The following is a 16,154-nucleotide window of genomic DNA, read 5'->3' on the forward strand; positions in this document are numbered from 1 at the left end:
TCAGTGCCTGCCCATAGAGTTCAAGCACTACTCGGGGAGCCTCGCAGAAGGAGCAGAAACATGTCCGCCAACAGGATCCAGCACAAGGTGAATCACGTCGCGCTGGTAGTGGACTGTTCAGGTTCCATGTATCAGCACCAGAGTCAGCTCATTCGCGTCGTTGACGAGTTCGTGGCGGGCCTGAAGGCCGAGTCGGACAGCCTCGGTCATGAGACCCGGATCAGCCTCTATTCCTTCGACCACAGGGTGGAGAATCTGGTCTGGGACATGGATGTGAAGCATCTGCCGTCCATGCGGGGCCTGTACAAGGTGAACAACGGCGCTACGGCCCTTATCGAGGCTTCTCTGAAGTCCCTGGACGACCTGGGTCATATCTGGGAGGAATACGGCGAGCACAGCTTCCTCCAGATCGTGGTGACGGACGGCGAGGAGAACGCCTCCGGTGGCGACCGGCGGCACGACGGCGACATGGCCGTCCTCGGCCCCTGGCTCGACAGGATCGCGGCGAAGATGGGCAGCCTTCCGGGCCACTGGACCTCCGCGATCCTCGTCCCGAACTCCCTGGCCAAGCGCACCGCCCAGATTACGGGTTCCCGGCCGGCAACATCGCCATCTGGGACGCGGATTCCAAGGAAGGCGTCGAGGAGGCGATCGGCACCGTGCGCGCTGCCGCCACCAGCTTCCTGCGGGGCCGTGAGCAGGGAGTGCGCGGCACGAAGAATCTGTTCGCCGTCGGCCAGGACATATCGATCGACGAGGTGCGGGCGAACCTCGAACCGATCGCGGCCGACAAATACCGGCTCCTGAAGGTCGACAAGGAGATGGAGATCCGGCCCTTCGTCGATTCGCACCCGGGCGTGACGTACGAACGCGGTTCTTGTTACTACCAGTTGGGAGCCCGGGCCCAGGTGCAGCCCAACAAGGAAGTCATCGTGGTCGAGAAGGACACCGATCGCGCTTATACGGGCGACGCGGCACGCAGCCTTCTGTTCGGCACGGGTATTCAGGGCACCGTCTCCGTGAAGGCGGGGAACAATCCCAAGCTGGAGGTGTACGTGCAGAGTCGTTCGGTGAACCGAAAGCTCAAGCCGAAGACGCGTCTGCTCATCATGCTCTGAATTCCGGAGAAGAGGCGGGCCGGGACGGCTCCGCGAATTCTCCGCCGAGCGGCGGGAGGCCGCAGGGCGTGGCCGCGGCCGGCACGGCGCGAAGCGGGCGGGGGCGGCGCCCCGCCCGCTTCACCGGGGGTGAGCGGGTCAGTCGCGGTAGGACCGCAACTGCCAGACCTTGATCTTGTCCACGCCGACGGAGCCGCCTTCCGCGAACACCTGGAGGCCCTCGCTGTCCGGGTCGGGGAAGATCTGGTCGGTGATCACGGCCTGGCCGTCGCCGCCGAACACCTCCACCGACGACCAGTCGACCAGGATCCGGAGGCTGACCTTGCCGTCCTTCGCCGCCAGCGGCGCGCGCTGGACGCCGGGGAAGTCATGGTGGAAGTCCACCGCGCCGGACTTCGTGCGGTCGACGTACAGCTCCTGGGTCTTCGCGTCGTAGCCGATGATCGTCTCCTGCCCTTCGCCGGTGCGGACCTTGAGCCCGAACCGCTCGGCGTCACCGAGGGTGAACGTGGCCTGCACATCGAGCGCCTTTCCGTCGGCCCGTCCCCCGGCCAGGGGCATGGAGCCGTCGGTGACCGTGAGGTCGCGGACACCGACCGCCTGCCCGGTGCGGAGCGACTGCACGGAGGTCACCGGCTGCTGCGTCAGGCGGATCCGGCCGTCCACGGTGCGCAGCGCCATCTCTCGCGGGATGCTCTGCGCGCTGCGCCAGGGGGAGGTGGGGATGTTGTTGCCGTACTGCCAGTTGTTCATCCAGCCGATCATGCGGCGCTTGCCGTCGGGCGCGTCCTCCCAGGAGACGGCCGCGTAGTAGTCCTTGCCGTGGTCGACCCAGTGGGCGCGCTGGACGCTGGAGGTCGCGGGTTCGTCCGCGGCGACGAAGTGGTCGGCCATGATGTGGCCCCAGCCGCCCTTGTTCATGTCGACGAGCTGGACGGTGGCCTGCTTGCCCTGGTGGGCGCGGAGGTCGAAGGACGCCCAGTCCAGGCTTCCGCTGTCCGCGCCGGACACGCTCTGGACGACCTTGCCGTCGACGAGGAGATTGACCGCCGTCTCGGTCGAACGCGGCCGTGCCGGGGTGTCGGAGAGCATGACCTGATCGAGCAGGATGTGACCCCACCCGCCGGTGTTCTCGTCGACGACCTCGATGCGCGCCTTGCGTCCGGCGAGGTCGCCGACGTCCCAGGACGCCCAGTTGAGCGCTTCCGAGTCGGCGCCGGTGGCGCTGCGTACGGTCCGGCCGTCGACGACGAGGCGTACGGCGGTGGGCGCTTCCGCTCCGGAGGGGTGCCGGCCGCCGCCGATGAGGAAGTTGACGTACTTCGCCGTGAGGGTGAACTCGGGCGAGGTGAGGGTTCCCGTGGTCGAGTCGCCGCCTCGGAAGCTGTTCACCAGCCGGTCGCCGGTGTGCCCGGACACCTGCTGCTGGCCGGGGAGCGTTCCCGCGGCGGGGCCGTCACCGAAGGCGGTGCCGGTGGTGGTCCAGGATCCGTAGCCGTCCTGCTCGAAGTCGGCGAGGACGGTACCCTCCGGCGCCGGTGCGTCACCGAGGACGGAGCCGGGGACGTGCGGGTGACGGCCGCCGGCCACCTTGAAGTTGAGGTACTCGCGGTCCACGGTGAAGGGCCGCGAGGTGAGCGTGCCGGTCTCGGCGTCGTCGCCGTGGAAACTGTCGGCGAACCCCCGGCCCTCGACGCCGCTCGTGCCCGAAGAGCCGGGCGCCGGCGCGGGGACCGGTCCGGCGCCGAAGGCAGTGCCGGTGGTCGTCCAGTTTCCGTAGTCGCCCGCCTCGAAGTCCTGGACGACCAGGCCGGGCGGAGGCGTGTACGAGCCGTCGTCGTCCGGGGTGAAGCGGGTGCCGTCGAAGTCGCCGACGAAGTACTGGGCGGCCGAACCACCCGCGATGCCGCCGGGGTTGATGTTCACGACCAGGACCCATTTGGTGCGGCCGCTGTCGCCGTCGACGGGCAGCGGGAACAGGTCGGGGCACTCCCATACGCCGCCGACGGCGCCGGCCGGGCCGAAGTCGCTCAGGTGCGTCCAGTTCTTGAGGTCCTTCGAGGAGTAGAAGCGGACCTTGTGCTCGGTGGACAGGGACACCGTCATCAGCCAGCTCTTCGTCGGCGCGTACCACTGCACCTTCGGGTCGCGGAACTCCTTCGAGCCGATGTCGAGAACCGGGTTGCCCGCGTACTTGGTCCAGGTGCGGCCGCGGTCGGTGCTGTACGCCAGCGACTGGGCCTGCCTGCCGTCCTTCTTGTAGGCGCTGGTGTAGACGGCCACCATCGCGGGGTTGTCCTTGGTCCCGAAGCCGCTGGTGTTCTCGTGGTCGACGACCGCGCTGCCGGAGAAGACCATCTCCTCGTCGTCGTGCGGGATGGCGAGCGGCAGCTCCTCCCAGTGCACGAGGTCCTTGCTGACCGCATGGCCCCAGGACATGTTGCCCCAGGTGTTTCCGCTCGGGTTGTACTGGTAGAAGAGGTGGTACTCGCCCTTGAAGTACACCAGCCCGTTGGGGTCGTTCATCCAGTTCTTCTCCGGTGAGAAGTGGAACTGGGGCCGGTAGGTCTCGCTGTGGGGCGCTGTGCCGGTCGCCGCCGCCCGGGGGACTACGGCGGTGACGGCGAGCGCGCATGTCGCGGCTGCCGCGGCGACAAGGCGCAGCCGGGCACGTCGGTACACGGGGCCTGGGCTCATGGTCTCTCCTGCACTGTGGGCGGCGGCGGCAAGTCCGCGTCCGCCGCGGGGGCATGACGCCGAAGGGGGATCGCGGTGCCGGGCGGTGGGAGTGCCCGGAACAGCGGTGCCGGGCGGTGGGGCGGCCCGGGCAGCGGATGTCATCGATGACATATGTCAGCGATGACATCCGCTGGGCAGTGATGATGGGCGCGCCCGGGGCGGTCCGTCAATGGTTACGGCAGAGCCGCCGGGACGGGAACGGACCGCGGCCCTACGGCCCGACCGAGGCCGCCGGCTGCCGCAACTCGCGCTGCCACGGCGGATTCGGCCCGCTGACCGAGCAGGTGAGCGCCGCGACCCTGGCCGCGAACGCACACGCATCCGCGACGTCGTCGATGCGCAGATCCGTCAGCCGGCCGCCGAGCACCCCCATGCCCCCCAGATGGTGGAGAAGTCCCGCGGTGAAGGAGTCACCGGCCCCGACGGTGTCGACGACGGCGATCGGCGGCGCGGGGACCGTGACCCGCTCGCCGTCCAGGGAGGCGGTCGCACCGCGCCCTCCGAGGGTGACGACGACGAGCCGGACGCCCGCGGAGTGCCAGGCGTCGCAGGCGCGTTCGACCGTGTGTCCGGGCAGCAGCAGCGCCAGGTCGTCCTCGCTCACGCGCAGGATGTCGGCGAGCGCGCACCAGCGCGGCAGGCGCTCGCGGTAGACCTCGGGCGCCACGAGGAGCGGCCGGACATTGGGGTCGAGGGAGATCGTGGCGGTGGCCGAGGCGCGGGCCAGGAACTCCTCCACGACCCGGCCGCCGGGTTCGCTTACGAGGGCCAGCGAACCGGAGTGCAGGCAGGCGGTGGACGCGATGTCCGCCGTGGACAGTTCGTCCGCCGTCCACTGCCAGTCCGCGGTGCCCCGCGCGTGGAAGGAGTACGCGGCCTGGCCCGCCGCGTCGAGCTCGGCGACGGCCAAGGTGCTCGGCTCCCCGGCGCGTACGGCCCGGGAGAGGTCGACGCCCGAAGCCTCGAGGCGGGCACGGAAGAGCCGGCCGAACACGTCGTCGGACAGCCGGGCCAGCAAGCGGGCGGGGGTGCCCAGCCGGGCGAGTGCCACGGCCGTGTTCGCCGGGCCGCCGCCCGGCAGTACCCGCAGGGCGAGCTCGCCCGGTGCGGGTGCGGGCACGGTGAAGGCGTCGGCGACGCATTCACCGAGGACGGTGATCTGAGGCAGGCGCATGACTGCTTCTCTCCGGGTAGGGCGGCGCGGGGGCGACGGGCCGCGGAGGGAGCCCGAGGGCGGCGCCGTCGAAGCGGGCGGCCGTCGCGGCGTTGCGGATTTGTGACGGCGTCAGGGCATTGACGTTGCCGGGAGCCGGAGTCCATCATCCTCCGCATGCGGTGTCAACGATGACATAGGTCAACGATGACACCGCTGAAGCAGCAATCTCCTCGCGTCGCAGAGCCGTTGAACAGCACGGCCGCCCCGCCCGAATCCAGCAGGAGTCAGTCATGCCCCGTAACAACCGTGTCCTTACGACCTCGGTCAGGGTCGCAGCCTGCACCGCCGCCGCGACCCTGGCGCTGGCGGCCTGCGGCTCCGGCGCACAGGGCGGCTCCGACGGTGGCCGCGTGAAGGTCGGCCTGATCACCAAGACGGACACCAACCCCTTCTTCGTGAAGATGAAGGAGGGCGCCGAGCAGGCCGCGAAGGAGAGCGGCCTCGAACTGGTCAGCGCCGCCGGGAAGTTCGACGGGGACAACGCGGGCCAGGTCACCGCGATCGAGAACATGGTCAATTCCGGTGTGAAGGGCATCCTCATCACCCCCAACGACTCCAAAGCGATCGTGCCCGCGCTCGAGAAGGCCCGCGCCAAGGGCGTACTGGTCATCGCGCTGGACAGCCCGACCGATCCCCAGGACGCCACCGACGCCCTGTACGCCACCGACAACGTCAAGGCCGGCGAGCTCATCGGTCAGTACGCGAAGGCGGCCATGGCCGGCAGGAAGGCGCAGATCGCCACCCTCGACCTCGCACCCGGAGTCGCCGTCGGCGTGCAGCGGCACGAGGGCTTCCTCAAGGGCTTCGGCGTTCCCGAGACGGACCCGTCGATCGTGTGCAGCCAGGACACCGGCGGCGACCAGGCCAAGGGCCAGACCGCCATGGAGAACTGCCTCCAGAAGGCGCCCGGTATCAACGTCGTCTACACGATCAACGAACCGGCCGCGCTGGGCGCCTACACGGCGCTGAAGGCCAAGGGCCTGGAGAAGAAGGTGCTCGTCGTCTCCGTCGACGGGGGCTGCACCGGCACCAAGGCCGTCAAGGAAGGCAAGATCGCCGCCACCTCCCAGCAGTACCCGCTCAAGATGGCGTCCCTCGGCGTCAAGGCCGTCGCGGACTTCGCCGAGGACGGCAAGAAGGCGTCCGGTTACACCGACACCGGCGTCACCCTGATCACCGACCGGGCGCAGACGGGGGTCGACGCCGAGGACACCGCGTACGGCCTGGAGAACTGCTGGGGCTGAGCCCCGTAGCCGTCCGGCCGCCTCCGGCGTCGCGGCCGGACGGCCCGGACCCGGCCTCCAAGGCCCGGGCCACCTCGCGCCACCGGCGGGACACGCGGCGCCGGCAGCTCCCTCACGTCCCGTCTCCCGTACCCGTTCCGGCACGCACGTCCGGCATCGATCACCGCCAAGGACCACCATGACTGCCACGACCACGCCCTACGACCAGCTGAGAGGACCGACCACGGTCCGCCGGCTGATCTCCGCACCCACCGCGGGCCCACTGGCCGCACTCGTGCTCGCCTGTCTCTTCTTCTCGCTGACCACCGAGCAGTTCCTGTCCGGCGGAAACTTCTCCCTGATCGTCCAGCAGGTGATGGTCGTGGGCACCCTCGCCATCGGCCAGACCCTCATCATCCTGACCGCCGGAATCGACCTCTCCTGCGGTGCCGTCATGGCGTTCGGCAGCATCGTCATCGCCAGGACGGCAGCTGACGGAACGCTTTCCCCGCTCGCCGCGATCGCCCTCGGACTGGTGGTCTGCGGCGGCTTCGGCCTCCTCAACGGCCTGCTCGTGCAGATGATCCCGCTGCCGCCGTTCATCGTGACACTGGGCATGCTCAACGTGGCGTTCGCGCTGACGCACATCTACTCCGCCGAGCAGACGGTGACCGACCTGCCCGCGCCGCTCACCGCCCTCGGCGAGACCTTCCCGCTGGGCGGGACCGACATCACCTACGGCTCCCTCGTCACCATCGCCCTGTTCCTTGCCTTCGCCTACGCGCTCAGCAGCACCTCATGGGGCCGCCACGTCTACGCCCTGGGCAACAGCCCGGAGAGCGCGCGACTGAACGGCATCCGCACGTCCCGGCTGACCATCGGCATCTACACGCTCGCCGGGCTCGTCTACGGAGTCGCGGCACTGCTGCTCGTCTCCCGTACCGGCGTGGGCGATCCGCAGGCCGGACAGACCGACAATCTCGACAGCATCACCGCCGTCGTCCTCGGCGGGACGAGCCTCTTCGGCGGCCGGGGAGCCGTCCTCGGCACCTTCATCGGCGTGCTGATCGTCGGCGTCTTCCGCAACGGGCTCCAGCTGATGGGCGTCGCGTCGATCTACCAGACGCTGATCACCGGCATCCTCGTCATCCTCGCCGTGACCGTCGACCAGATCTCCAGGAAGAAGGCGCGATGAGCACCGACACGTCCGCGACCCCCGTCCTCCAGGCCCGCGGCCTCGTCAAGAGGTACGGCCACGTGACCGCCGTCGACGGCGCCGACTTCGACCTCATGCCCGGCGAGGTCCTCGCCGTCATCGGCGACAACGGAGCCGGCAAGACCAGCCTCATCAAGGCGCTGACCGGTGCGATCGTCCCCGACGAGGGCGAGATCAGACTGCACGGGAAGCCCATCCGCTTCAGCGGCCCGCAGAGCGCACGCGAGCACGGCATCGAGACAGTCTACCAGGACCTCGCCGTCGCGGCCTCCATGGACATCGCCTCCAACATGTTCCTCGGGCGCGAACTGCGCCGCCCCGGCGTGCTCGGCAGCGCCTTCCGCCTTCTCGACAAGAAGCGGATGAGGGAAGAGGCCGCCGCCCACATGGCCGATTTGAAGATCGGGCTGCGGTCGCTCACCCAGGCGGTGGAGACCCTCTCCGGCGGCCAGCGCCAGGCGGTGGCCGTCGCCCGCGCCGTGGCCTGGGCGAAGAGCGTCGTCGTGATGGACGAGCCCACAGCGGCGCTGGGCGTCAGGGAGTCGGGACAGGTGCTCGACCTCATCCGCCGGGTCCGCGACAAGGGCATGCCCGTCGTCCTGATCAGTCACAACATGCCGCACGTGTTCGAGATCGCCGACCGGATCCATGTCCACCGGCTCGGGCGGCGCGAGGCACTGATCAAGCCCTCCGACCACTCCATGGCCGAGGTGGTCGCCATCATGACCGGGGCGCTCACGGTGAGGAGCGACGGAGGTACCGTCGTCACCGACGCCGACGCCGCAAGGGCGGCAGGCGTGTCAGCCCACTGAGTCAGCAGCTCGGAGAAGACAGCGGGCCCGGTCCGGGACGGGCCGGGCCCGGCGAACGCACAGGAACGGTGGTACATGGCCGCGACCCGCCGCCCCACACTGGCCGACGTCGCCCGAGAGGTGGGCGTCAGCGCCAAGACGGTCTCCCGGGTGCTCAACGAGGACGGTCCGAGCTCCCCGCAGACCCGGGAGCGCGTCCTCGCGGCGGTGGCCAAACTCGGGTTCCAGCCCAACCTGATGGCGCGGAACATCCGCGTGGGAGGCCCCGACACCACCGTGGGCCTGGTGGTGCCCGACCTGGGCAACCCGTTCTTCGGGACGGTCGCCGGCGGTATGGAGGACGTGGTGCGCGGCCGCGGACTGACGCTGCTCATGGGCTCGTCCGCCGAAGATCCCGAACGGGAACGGGTGCTGACCGAGACCTTCCTGGCCCGCCGGGTCAGCATCCTGATGGTGGTCCCCGCGTTCGGCGCCGATCACCGCTACCTCAAGGTGCCGCGGGCGGCCGGCCTGCCGGTGGTGTTCATCGACCGCCCCGGCGTCGGCCTGTCCACCGACTGCGTCGTGAGCTCCAACCGGGCCGGTGTCCACGACGGCGTCTCGCATCTCGCCGCGCAAGGCCACCGGCGCATCGGGTTCATCGGTGACCTGCCCGCGAAGCTCTACACCCGGCGTGAGCGGCTCGCCGGCTACACATCGGCGCTGGAGGAGGCGGGACTGCCCTACGACCGCGCCCTGGTGACCGGCGCCCACGGCCAGGAGACCGCCGCCGCCGCGACCACCAAGCTGCTGGCGCTGGCCGATCCGCCCACCGCCCTGTTCGCGGGCAACAACATCGTGGCCATGGGTGTGGTCGCCCAACTGACGCGCGCCGGGCGGAAGGACGTCGCCCTGGTCGCCTTCGACGACCTTCCGCTGGCCGAGGTGCTGGAACCGGCGCTGACCGTCGTGGCGCAGGATCCGGCGGCCATCGGCGAGGCGGCGGCCAGGACCGCCCTCGCCCGCCTGGACGGCGACCGCTCACGGGCCCGTACCGTCACGGTCCCCACGCGTCTGGTCGTCCGCGCGTCCAGCCGGCCGCCACGGCGTGGTCGTACGCCGGCGGAAGCGGGCAGCTGAATCAGGGCCCGTAGCGGTCGACGGGGGAGTGAGGGTCACGCCCGTGCCGCGGCCGGTCCCGCGGGGGCGGCGCCGGGTACGTGGAACTCCGGTCCGTGGCCGGGACGTCGTGCCACGGGCGTCCCCGCGTGCACGCCAATGACGACGCTCCGACCGCCTCGTGCGCCTCGGGCCCCGCCGCCCGGTTCAGGTGGTGCCGATGAAGTGCGCCATGAGCCGGGCAGCCGTGACCGTGCCCAGCAGACGCACGCCGGCGGCATCGCGCTCGATCACCGCGACCAGCGGGCTGCGTGTGCGGGCCATCAGCGCGGCGACCTCCATCGGACGGGCGTCAGGTCCTACGACCGGCGGCGGGAAAGCGCTCCGGGGCGCCCATTCCGCGGCGGTGAGCCCTGTCAGCCGCTCGGCCGCATCGGTGTCGCTCCGCTCGTCCACGACAGCCGCGAGCAGCGGATCCTCGACGATGTAGTGGGGCAGGAGCTGCCGCACCAGCTGGGAGCCGGGCACGATGGCGTAGGGATGCCCGTCGGCATCGAGGACGAGCAGGGCCGGCAGCGCCCGCTCTGCCAGCAACCTGGCCGCGTCCATAGCGCTGTCGTCGGTGGTCACGAACGGATAGGTCTCGGCAAGATCCCGCGCCCGCACAGCCGTCCTCCTTCGCCTCGTCCTGCCGGTCGAAGCCGAGTCCCAACTCTCGGAGCCGTTTCCGGCCTCGCAAGGCAGGTCAGCGCGCGGCGGATCAGGCGGCGGTCCACTGGTGGGCGCGGCCGCCGCGCCACTCCACCAGGTCGGGGTCGTCGATCACGGCGTCCGGGTCGTCGATCCCGGCGGCCTCGAGGAAGACCACCAGGTCGTGATCGGAGTAGGCGGTGCCCAGGATCTCGTCCCGGCCGGACAGGTGCACCGTCACCCGCCTGCCGCCCGACGGTGACGGCCGGTGCACAACGATCGGCGCTCTACCCACACCTCAAGACTGCCGCCTCGCGGGCGCGGCAGCCACTCACAACGGGGCCGGCCGTCCCGGACGTCCGGGGCCCCGCCCGGTGACCGGCGCCCGGCGCCTGCGGGGTAGGGGCAGACGCTGCGGCCTGCTGGGGACCGACCCGGCGCACCACTGAGCCACGGGCGTCCGACGGAAGGCTGTGACCTGCTGAAACACGGCTTCGGTGGGGGAGCATGTGCGGAGACGAACCATGGATCCGGGCCGGTCCGGTGCGTCTTCCACCGCTCGGGGGCGTGCGCGTATGGTCGATGTGGACCGACCCGGAGATCCCTTGCGGAAGGGAGTGGGCGGCCATGGTCGAACACCGGATTCTGGGTCCTGACGACGGCGAGCTCTATCAGCCGGAGCAGGCGTGCGGGGACCGCTTTCTGATCAACGGCCGCGACTGGGGCGGTCGCTTCGCACTTGTCGAACACCGCCTGCCCCCGAAGGTGCTGGCGGCGCCCGTGCACAAGCACACCGGAGAGGATGAGTTCAGTTTCATCCTCGAGGGATCGGTCGGTGCGAGGTTCGGGGGCGAGGAGGTCGTCGCCGGGCCAGGTGACCTCGTTTTCAAGCCGCGCGACGAGTGGCACACGTTCTGGAACGCGGGGGACACCCCGGCCCGGTTGCTGGAGGTCATCTCCCCCGGTGGTCTGGAGGAACTGTTCCGGTGGCTCGACCGACTGGGCCGTGAACCGGGTCAGGAGGAACTGGAGGAGAAGATCGGTCCCTACGGTTGCGAGGCGGACATGGCGGCAACCATGACGCTCGTCGCCCAGCACGGTTTGATCTTCTGAAACGAGCCCTGCTCAGGCGCCCACGGTCCCGTCGACCCCCTCGCGCAGAAAGTCCGCGTGGCCGTTGTGCCGGCCGTACTCCAGGAGCACGTGCACCATCACCATCCGCAGCGAGACGTCCTTGCCCCATCGCGGCTGATGTCCGGCCCGGTCCAGGGAGTCCGCCTCCCGCTCGATACGGCGCGAGTTCTCCACCTCGGCCTCCCAGGCCGCGAAGGCCTCCTCCCTGGTCGACGCGCTCGCGTCGTACGCCGCCTGGAAGTCGATCTCGTCGGACCAGACCAGGGGCGCCTCGATGTCCTCGAACACCCGGCGGAACCAAGCGCGCTCCACCTCCGCCATGTGCCGCACCAGACCGAGCAGCGACAGTGTGGACGGGGGCATCGACCGCCGACGCAACTCGTCGTCGCTGAGCCCTTCGCACTTCATCGCGAGGGTGGCGCGGTGGTAGTCGAGGAAAGCCCGCAGCATGTCGCGTTCGCTGCCGAAGCCGGGCGGTCCTGTGCGGGTGTCGCTGGTCACTGGCTGTGCTCCTCCTCCGTGCCGGTATCCGCGGTCAGTATCCACCCTGGCCCAGGTGCTGTCCGGACCGGGCGGCACCTGGGCGCCGGCCGCCGGGTCGGCGCCAACTCGCCGCCCGGGCGGCCGGGTTGGAGCGGGGTGCGAACTCGGCCGGTTCCGGCCTTGTGTCCAAGCTCAGCGCCACCGCAGTGGCCGCCGCCGGCACCATCGGCTTCGTGGGACTCGTGGCACCGCACGCGGCCCGTGCCCTCGTGGGCCGGCAGCACGTCCGGGTGGTGCCGGTCGCGGTGCTCCTCGGAGCCGTGCTCGTCTGCACCGCCGACCTGGTGGGCCGGACCGTGATCGCACCGGCCCAGCTCGGCGCCGGCCTGATGACCGCCGTGATCGGCACCCCGTACTTCCTTCATCTGCTCGTACGCAGCCGCCGGTAGAGCGGGTGCCGCCGCTCGGCGGCACCCGACCCGGCCGACAGGGGCGACCGCCGTTGTGCAACCTCCGGGTTGCGCCTGGAAATCTGATGTGCAACTCTGGAGTTGCACTGATGGTGGAGAGCGAACAAGGGAGTCCCCTCATGAGCGAGGACCGGATCGAAAGCGAGACCCTCATCGCGGCGCCGCTGGAGCGCGTGTGGTCGCTGGTGGCGCAGCCCGGGTTCTGGGTGGCCGACAAGGCCGGTCTGCCGGGCACCGTGGCCAGGGAAGGCGAGTCGATGGTGGCCAGGAACTCCGAACACGGCGACTTCCCGGTCCGGGTGGAGAAGGTCGAGCCGCCCACGTACCTGGCGTACCGCTGGACCAGCGCGTTCCCCGGAGAGGAACTGCGCGAGGACAACAGCACCCTCGTCGAGTTCACGCTGACCCAGGAAGGCGAGCAGACGCGGCTGCACGTCGTCGAGAGCGGCTTCGCGGCGCTGGCCGGGTCCCAGGAGCTGCGCAGCCAGAACCGGAAGGACCACAGCGAGGGCTGGCCCCTGGAGCTCGACGCACTCAAGACGCGCGCCGAGCAGCCATCCGCGTGACGGACCGAAGCCGCGCCGCCGGCGAGGCCGTCGACAGCGTGCTCGTCGCGCTGGCCGACCCGACGCGGCGTCAGCTCCTGGAACTGCTGGCCGCGCAGGGCGAGGCCACCGCGACGACGCTCGCCGAGCCGCTTCCCGTCTCACGACAGGCGGTGGTCAAACACCTCGCCGTGCTCGACGCCGCCGGGCTGGTCTCCGCCACCCGGGTGGGGCGCGAGGTGCGGTACGCGGTACGGCCCACGGCCCTGGACGCGACGGCGCGATGGATGGCAGCGCTCGCGGCCGACTGGGACCGGCGGCTGGCGAACATCAAGCGCGTCGCCGAGGCGGCGGAGGAAGCGGAGCGGGATTCGCGCTAGCACTCGCTGAGCCGACCTCCAGCACCCCGGCCGGGTGGGCTGCTGGAGGCCGGCTCAGCGAGAGCAGTGCTCGGCGTGCGGCGCGCGCAGGGCGGGGCGTGGCTCGTTAGGATGCGGGCATGAGTCAGCACACCCGTCGCGAGGTCGGGCCCTTCGGGGCGCGCGCCTGCGTGATGCTGGTGCTGGCCGTCCTTCTGGGCCTCGTGGCCATGCACGGCCTGGCGCCCGGTACCGCCTTCGCTTCCACCGGCACGGTGTCGGCCACCGCCGGTACGACGGCCCCCGCCGAGGCGCACGACGACCCGGCCGGGTGCGACTGCGCGGAAGGGGTCCACCGCAACGGCGTCCACGAGGGTCACCACGACGGCGGGGGCGGACACGTCTCGCACGCCGACGCGACGTGCGCCGCGAGCGGCACGAGCGCAGCCCCCGTACTTCCTCCCCTTGTTCCCTCCGGGGCCTGGACACAGCCCGCCGCGGATCACCCCTTGGCGTCCGCCTTCGAGGCGCCCTTGGGCATTCACGACCCGCCGTCACTGAGCGAACTGCAACTCCTGCGCATATAGGGCAGCCCCGGCGCGCCCGGCCTTCCGGCCGGTGCCGCCCCGCGAGCCGTGCCCGATCGAACGCACAACACAGGAGTAGCACCACCATGACCGCACACCGTGCCCTGATCCGTCGTGCCGCCGCTGTCGCAGCCGCGGCCACCGCGGCCGTCCTGCTCGCCGCTTGCGGTGGGGGAGACGACAGCTCCTCCGGCCACAGCGGCCACGCGCCCTCGGCGCCCAGCGCCTCGGCTTCCCCTCAGGAGGGCGAGCACAACGCCGCCGACGTGTCCTTCGCGCAGGGGATGATCCCCCACCACCGGCAGGCGGTGGAGATGGCCGGCCTGGCGGCGACCCGCGCCGGTTCCGCCGAGGTCGAGGCGCTGGCCGCCGAGATCAAGAAGGCGCAGGACCCGGAGATCAGGACCCTGTCCGGGTGGCTCGACTCGTGGGGCGAGGACGTTCCCGAGGAGGACGAGGGCGGCGAGCACGCCGGTCACGCCATGTCCGGAATGATGACGCCCGAGGAGATGGCGGAGCTGGAGAAGGCGTCCGGCGAGGCCTTCGACACCGCGTTCCTCGAGATGATGATCAAGCACCATGAAGGTGCCGTCGAGATGGCGAGGACCGAGCAGGCCGACGGCTCGTACCGGCCCGCCAAGGACATGGCCGGCGACATCGTCACCTCCCAGAGCGCCGAGATCACGCGCATGAACGAGCTGCTCGGCAAGAACTGACAGCGGACGTTCCCGCAGCGGGGACGGCGCCGCCGCCCCGCTGCCTCCGGCCGGAAACTCCGGCCGCCCCGATCGGGGCAGCCGGGCGGCGAGGCTCCGCCGCAGGTGTTCAACGCAGCGTGAGCGGGGTCTCTGATGCCACGTGGTTCAGCTTTTCCGGGTTGCGGACGTAGTAGAGGCCGGTGACCCGGGCGTCCTCGACACTGATCGCCATGACGCCGTCGATCTCGCCGTCCAGGTGGACGAGGAGCGCCGGGCTGCCGTTGACGACGGTCGGCGCGACGCTGATCGGGAGTTTGTTCTTGCCGAGACCACCCATCATGAAGCGGGCCACCTTCTCGGCGCCGATGATCGGCCGCAGCGCGGCCTGCTTGATGCCGCCGCCGTCGCTCATCAGGACGATGTCGGGTGCGAGCACGTCGAGGAGGTCCTGCGGGTCGCCGGTTTCGAGCGCGCGCCGGAAGGACTCCAGGGCCGCCCGGGTCTCACTCGCGGAGACCGCCTGGCGTGGGCGGCGGGCGTCGACGTGCCGGCGGGCGCGGTGGGCGATCTGGCGGACGGCGGCGGGGGTCTTGTCGACGGCGGCCGCGATCTCGTCGTAGCCCACGTCGAAGGCCTCGCGCAGCACGAAGACGGCGCGCTCGGTCGGCGACAGCGTTTCGAGGACGAGCATCATCGCCATCGACACGCTCTCGGCGAGTTCGACGTCCTCCGCCACGTCCGGCGCGGTGAGCAGCGGCTCGGGCAGCCAGGGGCCGACGTAGGCCTCCTTGCGGCGCTTCATGGTGCGCAGCCGGTTGAGCGCCTGGCGGGTCGTGATCCTCACCAGGTAGGCACGCTGGTCACGGACCTGCTCCAGGTCGACCTTGACCCATCGCAGCCAGGTCTCCTGGAGGACGTCCTCGGCGTCGGCGGCCGATCCGAGCATCTCGTAGGCAACGGTGAAGAGCAGGTTGCGGTGGGCGACGAAAGTGTCGGTCGCCGGGTCAACGGGCTGGTCGCTCATCTGTCGAACCTTCCATCACGGCCGGACCTGGTCGCCGACGGCCTTCGAGCGTGCTTCCACAACGATGTTCGTTCTGCCTCAAGACACCGCGCGGCCGATCGCTGTGACAGCGCGTGCGGCACATCACTCGACAGGGGCGCTCCGGCCCGCGGAGTCCTCCGGGCGCAGTCCCGTCAGGGTGACCGCGACGAGGCGGCGGACCGCGGCCTTGCCCCGCAGCCCGCCGGCCGCCGTGAGCGCGTGGAGGCAGTAGCTCGCCAGCTCGTCCGTTGCCACGTCGCGGCGGATCGCGCCGCCGCGAGCTCCTTCGTCGAGCAGGTCGCGGATGATGCCGTGCAGATGCCCGTGGGCCCGGGCGACGTGCTCGCCGCGGTGCAGCAGGCCCGCCAGTTCGTCACCGTGACGCTCGTGCGCGATCGACGCGTACGCCTCCAGCACCGCTCGCAGCCGTTCGACCGGAGTGCCTTCCCGGTCCCGGACCTTCGCCAAGTGGTCCACGTGCGCGTGCACCTGACGTTCGTGCCACGCCAGCAGAACCGCTTCGACGTCGGGGAAGTACTTGTAGAGCGTCGCCCGGCCGATGCCGGTCTCCGTGGCGACCTGCGACATCGTCACCGCCCGCAGCCCGTCCGAGGCGATCAGTCGCGCGGTCGCGTCCAGGATCGCGTCACGCACCGCACGGCGGTGTTCCTCGACCGTCTCGTTCCACAGCTTGGGCACCCCCTCAGTATGCTGCCCGCCA

General features: G+C 70.6%; 16 protein-coding genes and 2 pseudogenes. 11 read left to right on the forward strand and 7 right to left on the reverse strand.

Annotation, left to right across the window (positions count from 1 at the left end; translation table 11 throughout):
- The first annotated feature begins 60 nt into the window (after positions 1-60).
- A pseudogene (locus SPRI_RS32310) lies at positions 61-1,118 on the forward strand (VWA domain-containing protein).
- 138 nt (positions 1,119-1,256) lie between these two features.
- Here the strand turns inward: SPRI_RS32310 and SPRI_RS32315 are convergent.
- Together SPRI_RS32315 and SPRI_RS32320 are read right to left on the reverse strand one after the other, a co-directional pair.
- Positions 1,257-3,815: a glycoside hydrolase family 32 protein gene (locus SPRI_RS32315; protein WP_037775387.1), complete on the reverse strand. Its 2,559-nt coding sequence runs from the start codon at positions 3,813-3,815 to the stop codon at positions 1,257-1,259.
- 253 nt (positions 3,816-4,068) lie between these two features.
- Positions 4,069-5,031, reverse strand: a complete 963-nt coding sequence (locus SPRI_RS32320) for a carbohydrate kinase family protein (protein ID WP_005320697.1) — start codon at positions 5,029-5,031, stop codon at positions 4,069-4,071.
- A gap of 272 nt (positions 5,032-5,303) precedes the next feature.
- Between SPRI_RS32320 and SPRI_RS32325 the strand changes: the two genes are divergently transcribed.
- From SPRI_RS32325 to SPRI_RS32340, 4 genes are all read left to right on the forward strand, one after another.
- Positions 5,304-6,317 (forward strand): sugar ABC transporter substrate-binding protein, encoded by a 1,014-nt coding sequence (locus tag SPRI_RS32325; RefSeq protein ID WP_005320699.1) that lies wholly within the window; start codon positions 5,304-5,306, stop codon positions 6,315-6,317.
- A gap of 178 nt (positions 6,318-6,495) precedes the next feature.
- Entirely contained in the window at positions 6,496-7,491 is a 996-nt protein-coding gene (locus tag SPRI_RS32330; RefSeq protein WP_005320701.1) for an ABC transporter permease, read from the forward strand.
- Entirely contained in the window at positions 7,488-8,324 is an 837-nt protein-coding gene (locus tag SPRI_RS32335; RefSeq protein WP_005320702.1) for an ATP-binding cassette domain-containing protein, read from the forward strand. The genes SPRI_RS32330 and SPRI_RS32335 overlap by 4 nt, the downstream gene beginning before the upstream one ends.
- A 75-nt stretch (positions 8,325-8,399) precedes the next feature.
- Entirely contained in the window at positions 8,400-9,443 is a 1,044-nt protein-coding gene (locus SPRI_RS32340; protein ID WP_005320704.1) for a LacI family DNA-binding transcriptional regulator, read from the forward strand.
- A 186-nt stretch (positions 9,444-9,629) separates the two neighbouring features.
- On the opposite strand, the gene SPRI_RS32345 is transcribed toward SPRI_RS32340, so the two are convergent.
- Positions 9,630-10,088 (reverse strand): CBS domain-containing protein, encoded by a 459-nt coding sequence (locus SPRI_RS32345; protein WP_053557575.1) that lies wholly within the window; start codon positions 10,086-10,088, stop codon positions 9,630-9,632.
- 94 nt (positions 10,089-10,182) lie between these two features.
- Entirely contained in the window at positions 10,183-10,407 is a 225-nt protein-coding gene (locus SPRI_RS32350; protein WP_005320708.1) for a hypothetical protein, read from the reverse strand.
- Positions 10,408-10,739: 332 nt separating this feature from the next.
- Between SPRI_RS32350 and SPRI_RS32355 the strand changes: the two genes are divergently transcribed.
- On the forward strand, positions 10,740-11,225 hold the full coding sequence (locus tag SPRI_RS32355; RefSeq protein WP_005320709.1) for a cupin domain-containing protein: 486 nt from the start codon (positions 10,740-10,742) through the stop codon (positions 11,223-11,225).
- 12 nt (positions 11,226-11,237) lie between these two features.
- Here the strand turns inward: SPRI_RS32355 and SPRI_RS32360 are convergent, their stop codons facing one another.
- The gene (locus tag SPRI_RS32360) at positions 11,238-11,747 is read right to left on the reverse strand and encodes a DinB family protein (protein ID WP_005320710.1); all 510 of its coding nucleotides are present in this window, start codon (positions 11,745-11,747) and stop codon (positions 11,238-11,240) included.
- 170 nt (positions 11,748-11,917) lie between these two features.
- Here SPRI_RS32360 and SPRI_RS32365 point away from each other — a divergent pair.
- The 5 genes and pseudogenes from SPRI_RS32365 to SPRI_RS32385 form a co-directional block, all read left to right on the forward strand.
- Positions 11,918-12,178, forward strand: a pseudogene (locus SPRI_RS32365) (iron chelate uptake ABC transporter family permease subunit); the annotation flags it as partial.
- Between the two features lie 140 nt (positions 12,179-12,318).
- Positions 12,319-12,765, forward strand: coding sequence for an SRPBCC domain-containing protein (locus SPRI_RS32370; RefSeq protein WP_005320712.1), 447 nt, complete (start codon positions 12,319-12,321; stop codon positions 12,763-12,765).
- Positions 12,762-13,124 carry an ArsR/SmtB family transcription factor gene (locus SPRI_RS32375; protein ID WP_005320713.1) on the forward strand — a complete coding sequence of 121 codons (363 nt, stop codon included), beginning with the start codon at positions 12,762-12,764 and terminating at the stop codon, positions 13,122-13,124. Before SPRI_RS32370 ends, SPRI_RS32375 begins: the two co-directional genes overlap by 4 nt.
- Positions 13,125-13,243: 119 nt before the next feature.
- Positions 13,244-13,690: a DUF6153 family protein gene (locus SPRI_RS32380; protein WP_005320714.1), complete on the forward strand. Its 447-nt coding sequence runs from the start codon at positions 13,244-13,246 to the stop codon at positions 13,688-13,690.
- Between the two features lie 86 nt (positions 13,691-13,776).
- Entirely contained in the window at positions 13,777-14,406 is a 630-nt protein-coding gene (locus SPRI_RS32385) for a DUF305 domain-containing protein (RefSeq protein ID WP_005320715.1), read from the forward strand.
- 109 nt (positions 14,407-14,515) lie between these two features.
- On the opposite strand, the gene SPRI_RS32390 is transcribed toward SPRI_RS32385, so the two are convergent.
- Positions 14,516-15,412, reverse strand: a complete 897-nt coding sequence (locus SPRI_RS32390; RefSeq protein WP_005320716.1) for an RNA polymerase sigma-70 factor — start codon at positions 15,410-15,412, stop codon at positions 14,516-14,518.
- Between the two features lie 123 nt (positions 15,413-15,535).
- Entirely contained in the window at positions 15,536-16,132 is a 597-nt protein-coding gene (locus SPRI_RS32395; RefSeq protein ID WP_005320717.1) for a TetR/AcrR family transcriptional regulator, read from the reverse strand.
- Positions 16,133-16,154: the final 22 nt, after the last annotated feature.

This window comes from Streptomyces pristinaespiralis (assembly GCF_001278075.1).
Classification (GTDB): Bacteria; Actinomycetota; Actinomycetes; order Streptomycetales; family Streptomycetaceae; genus Streptomyces; species Streptomyces pristinaespiralis.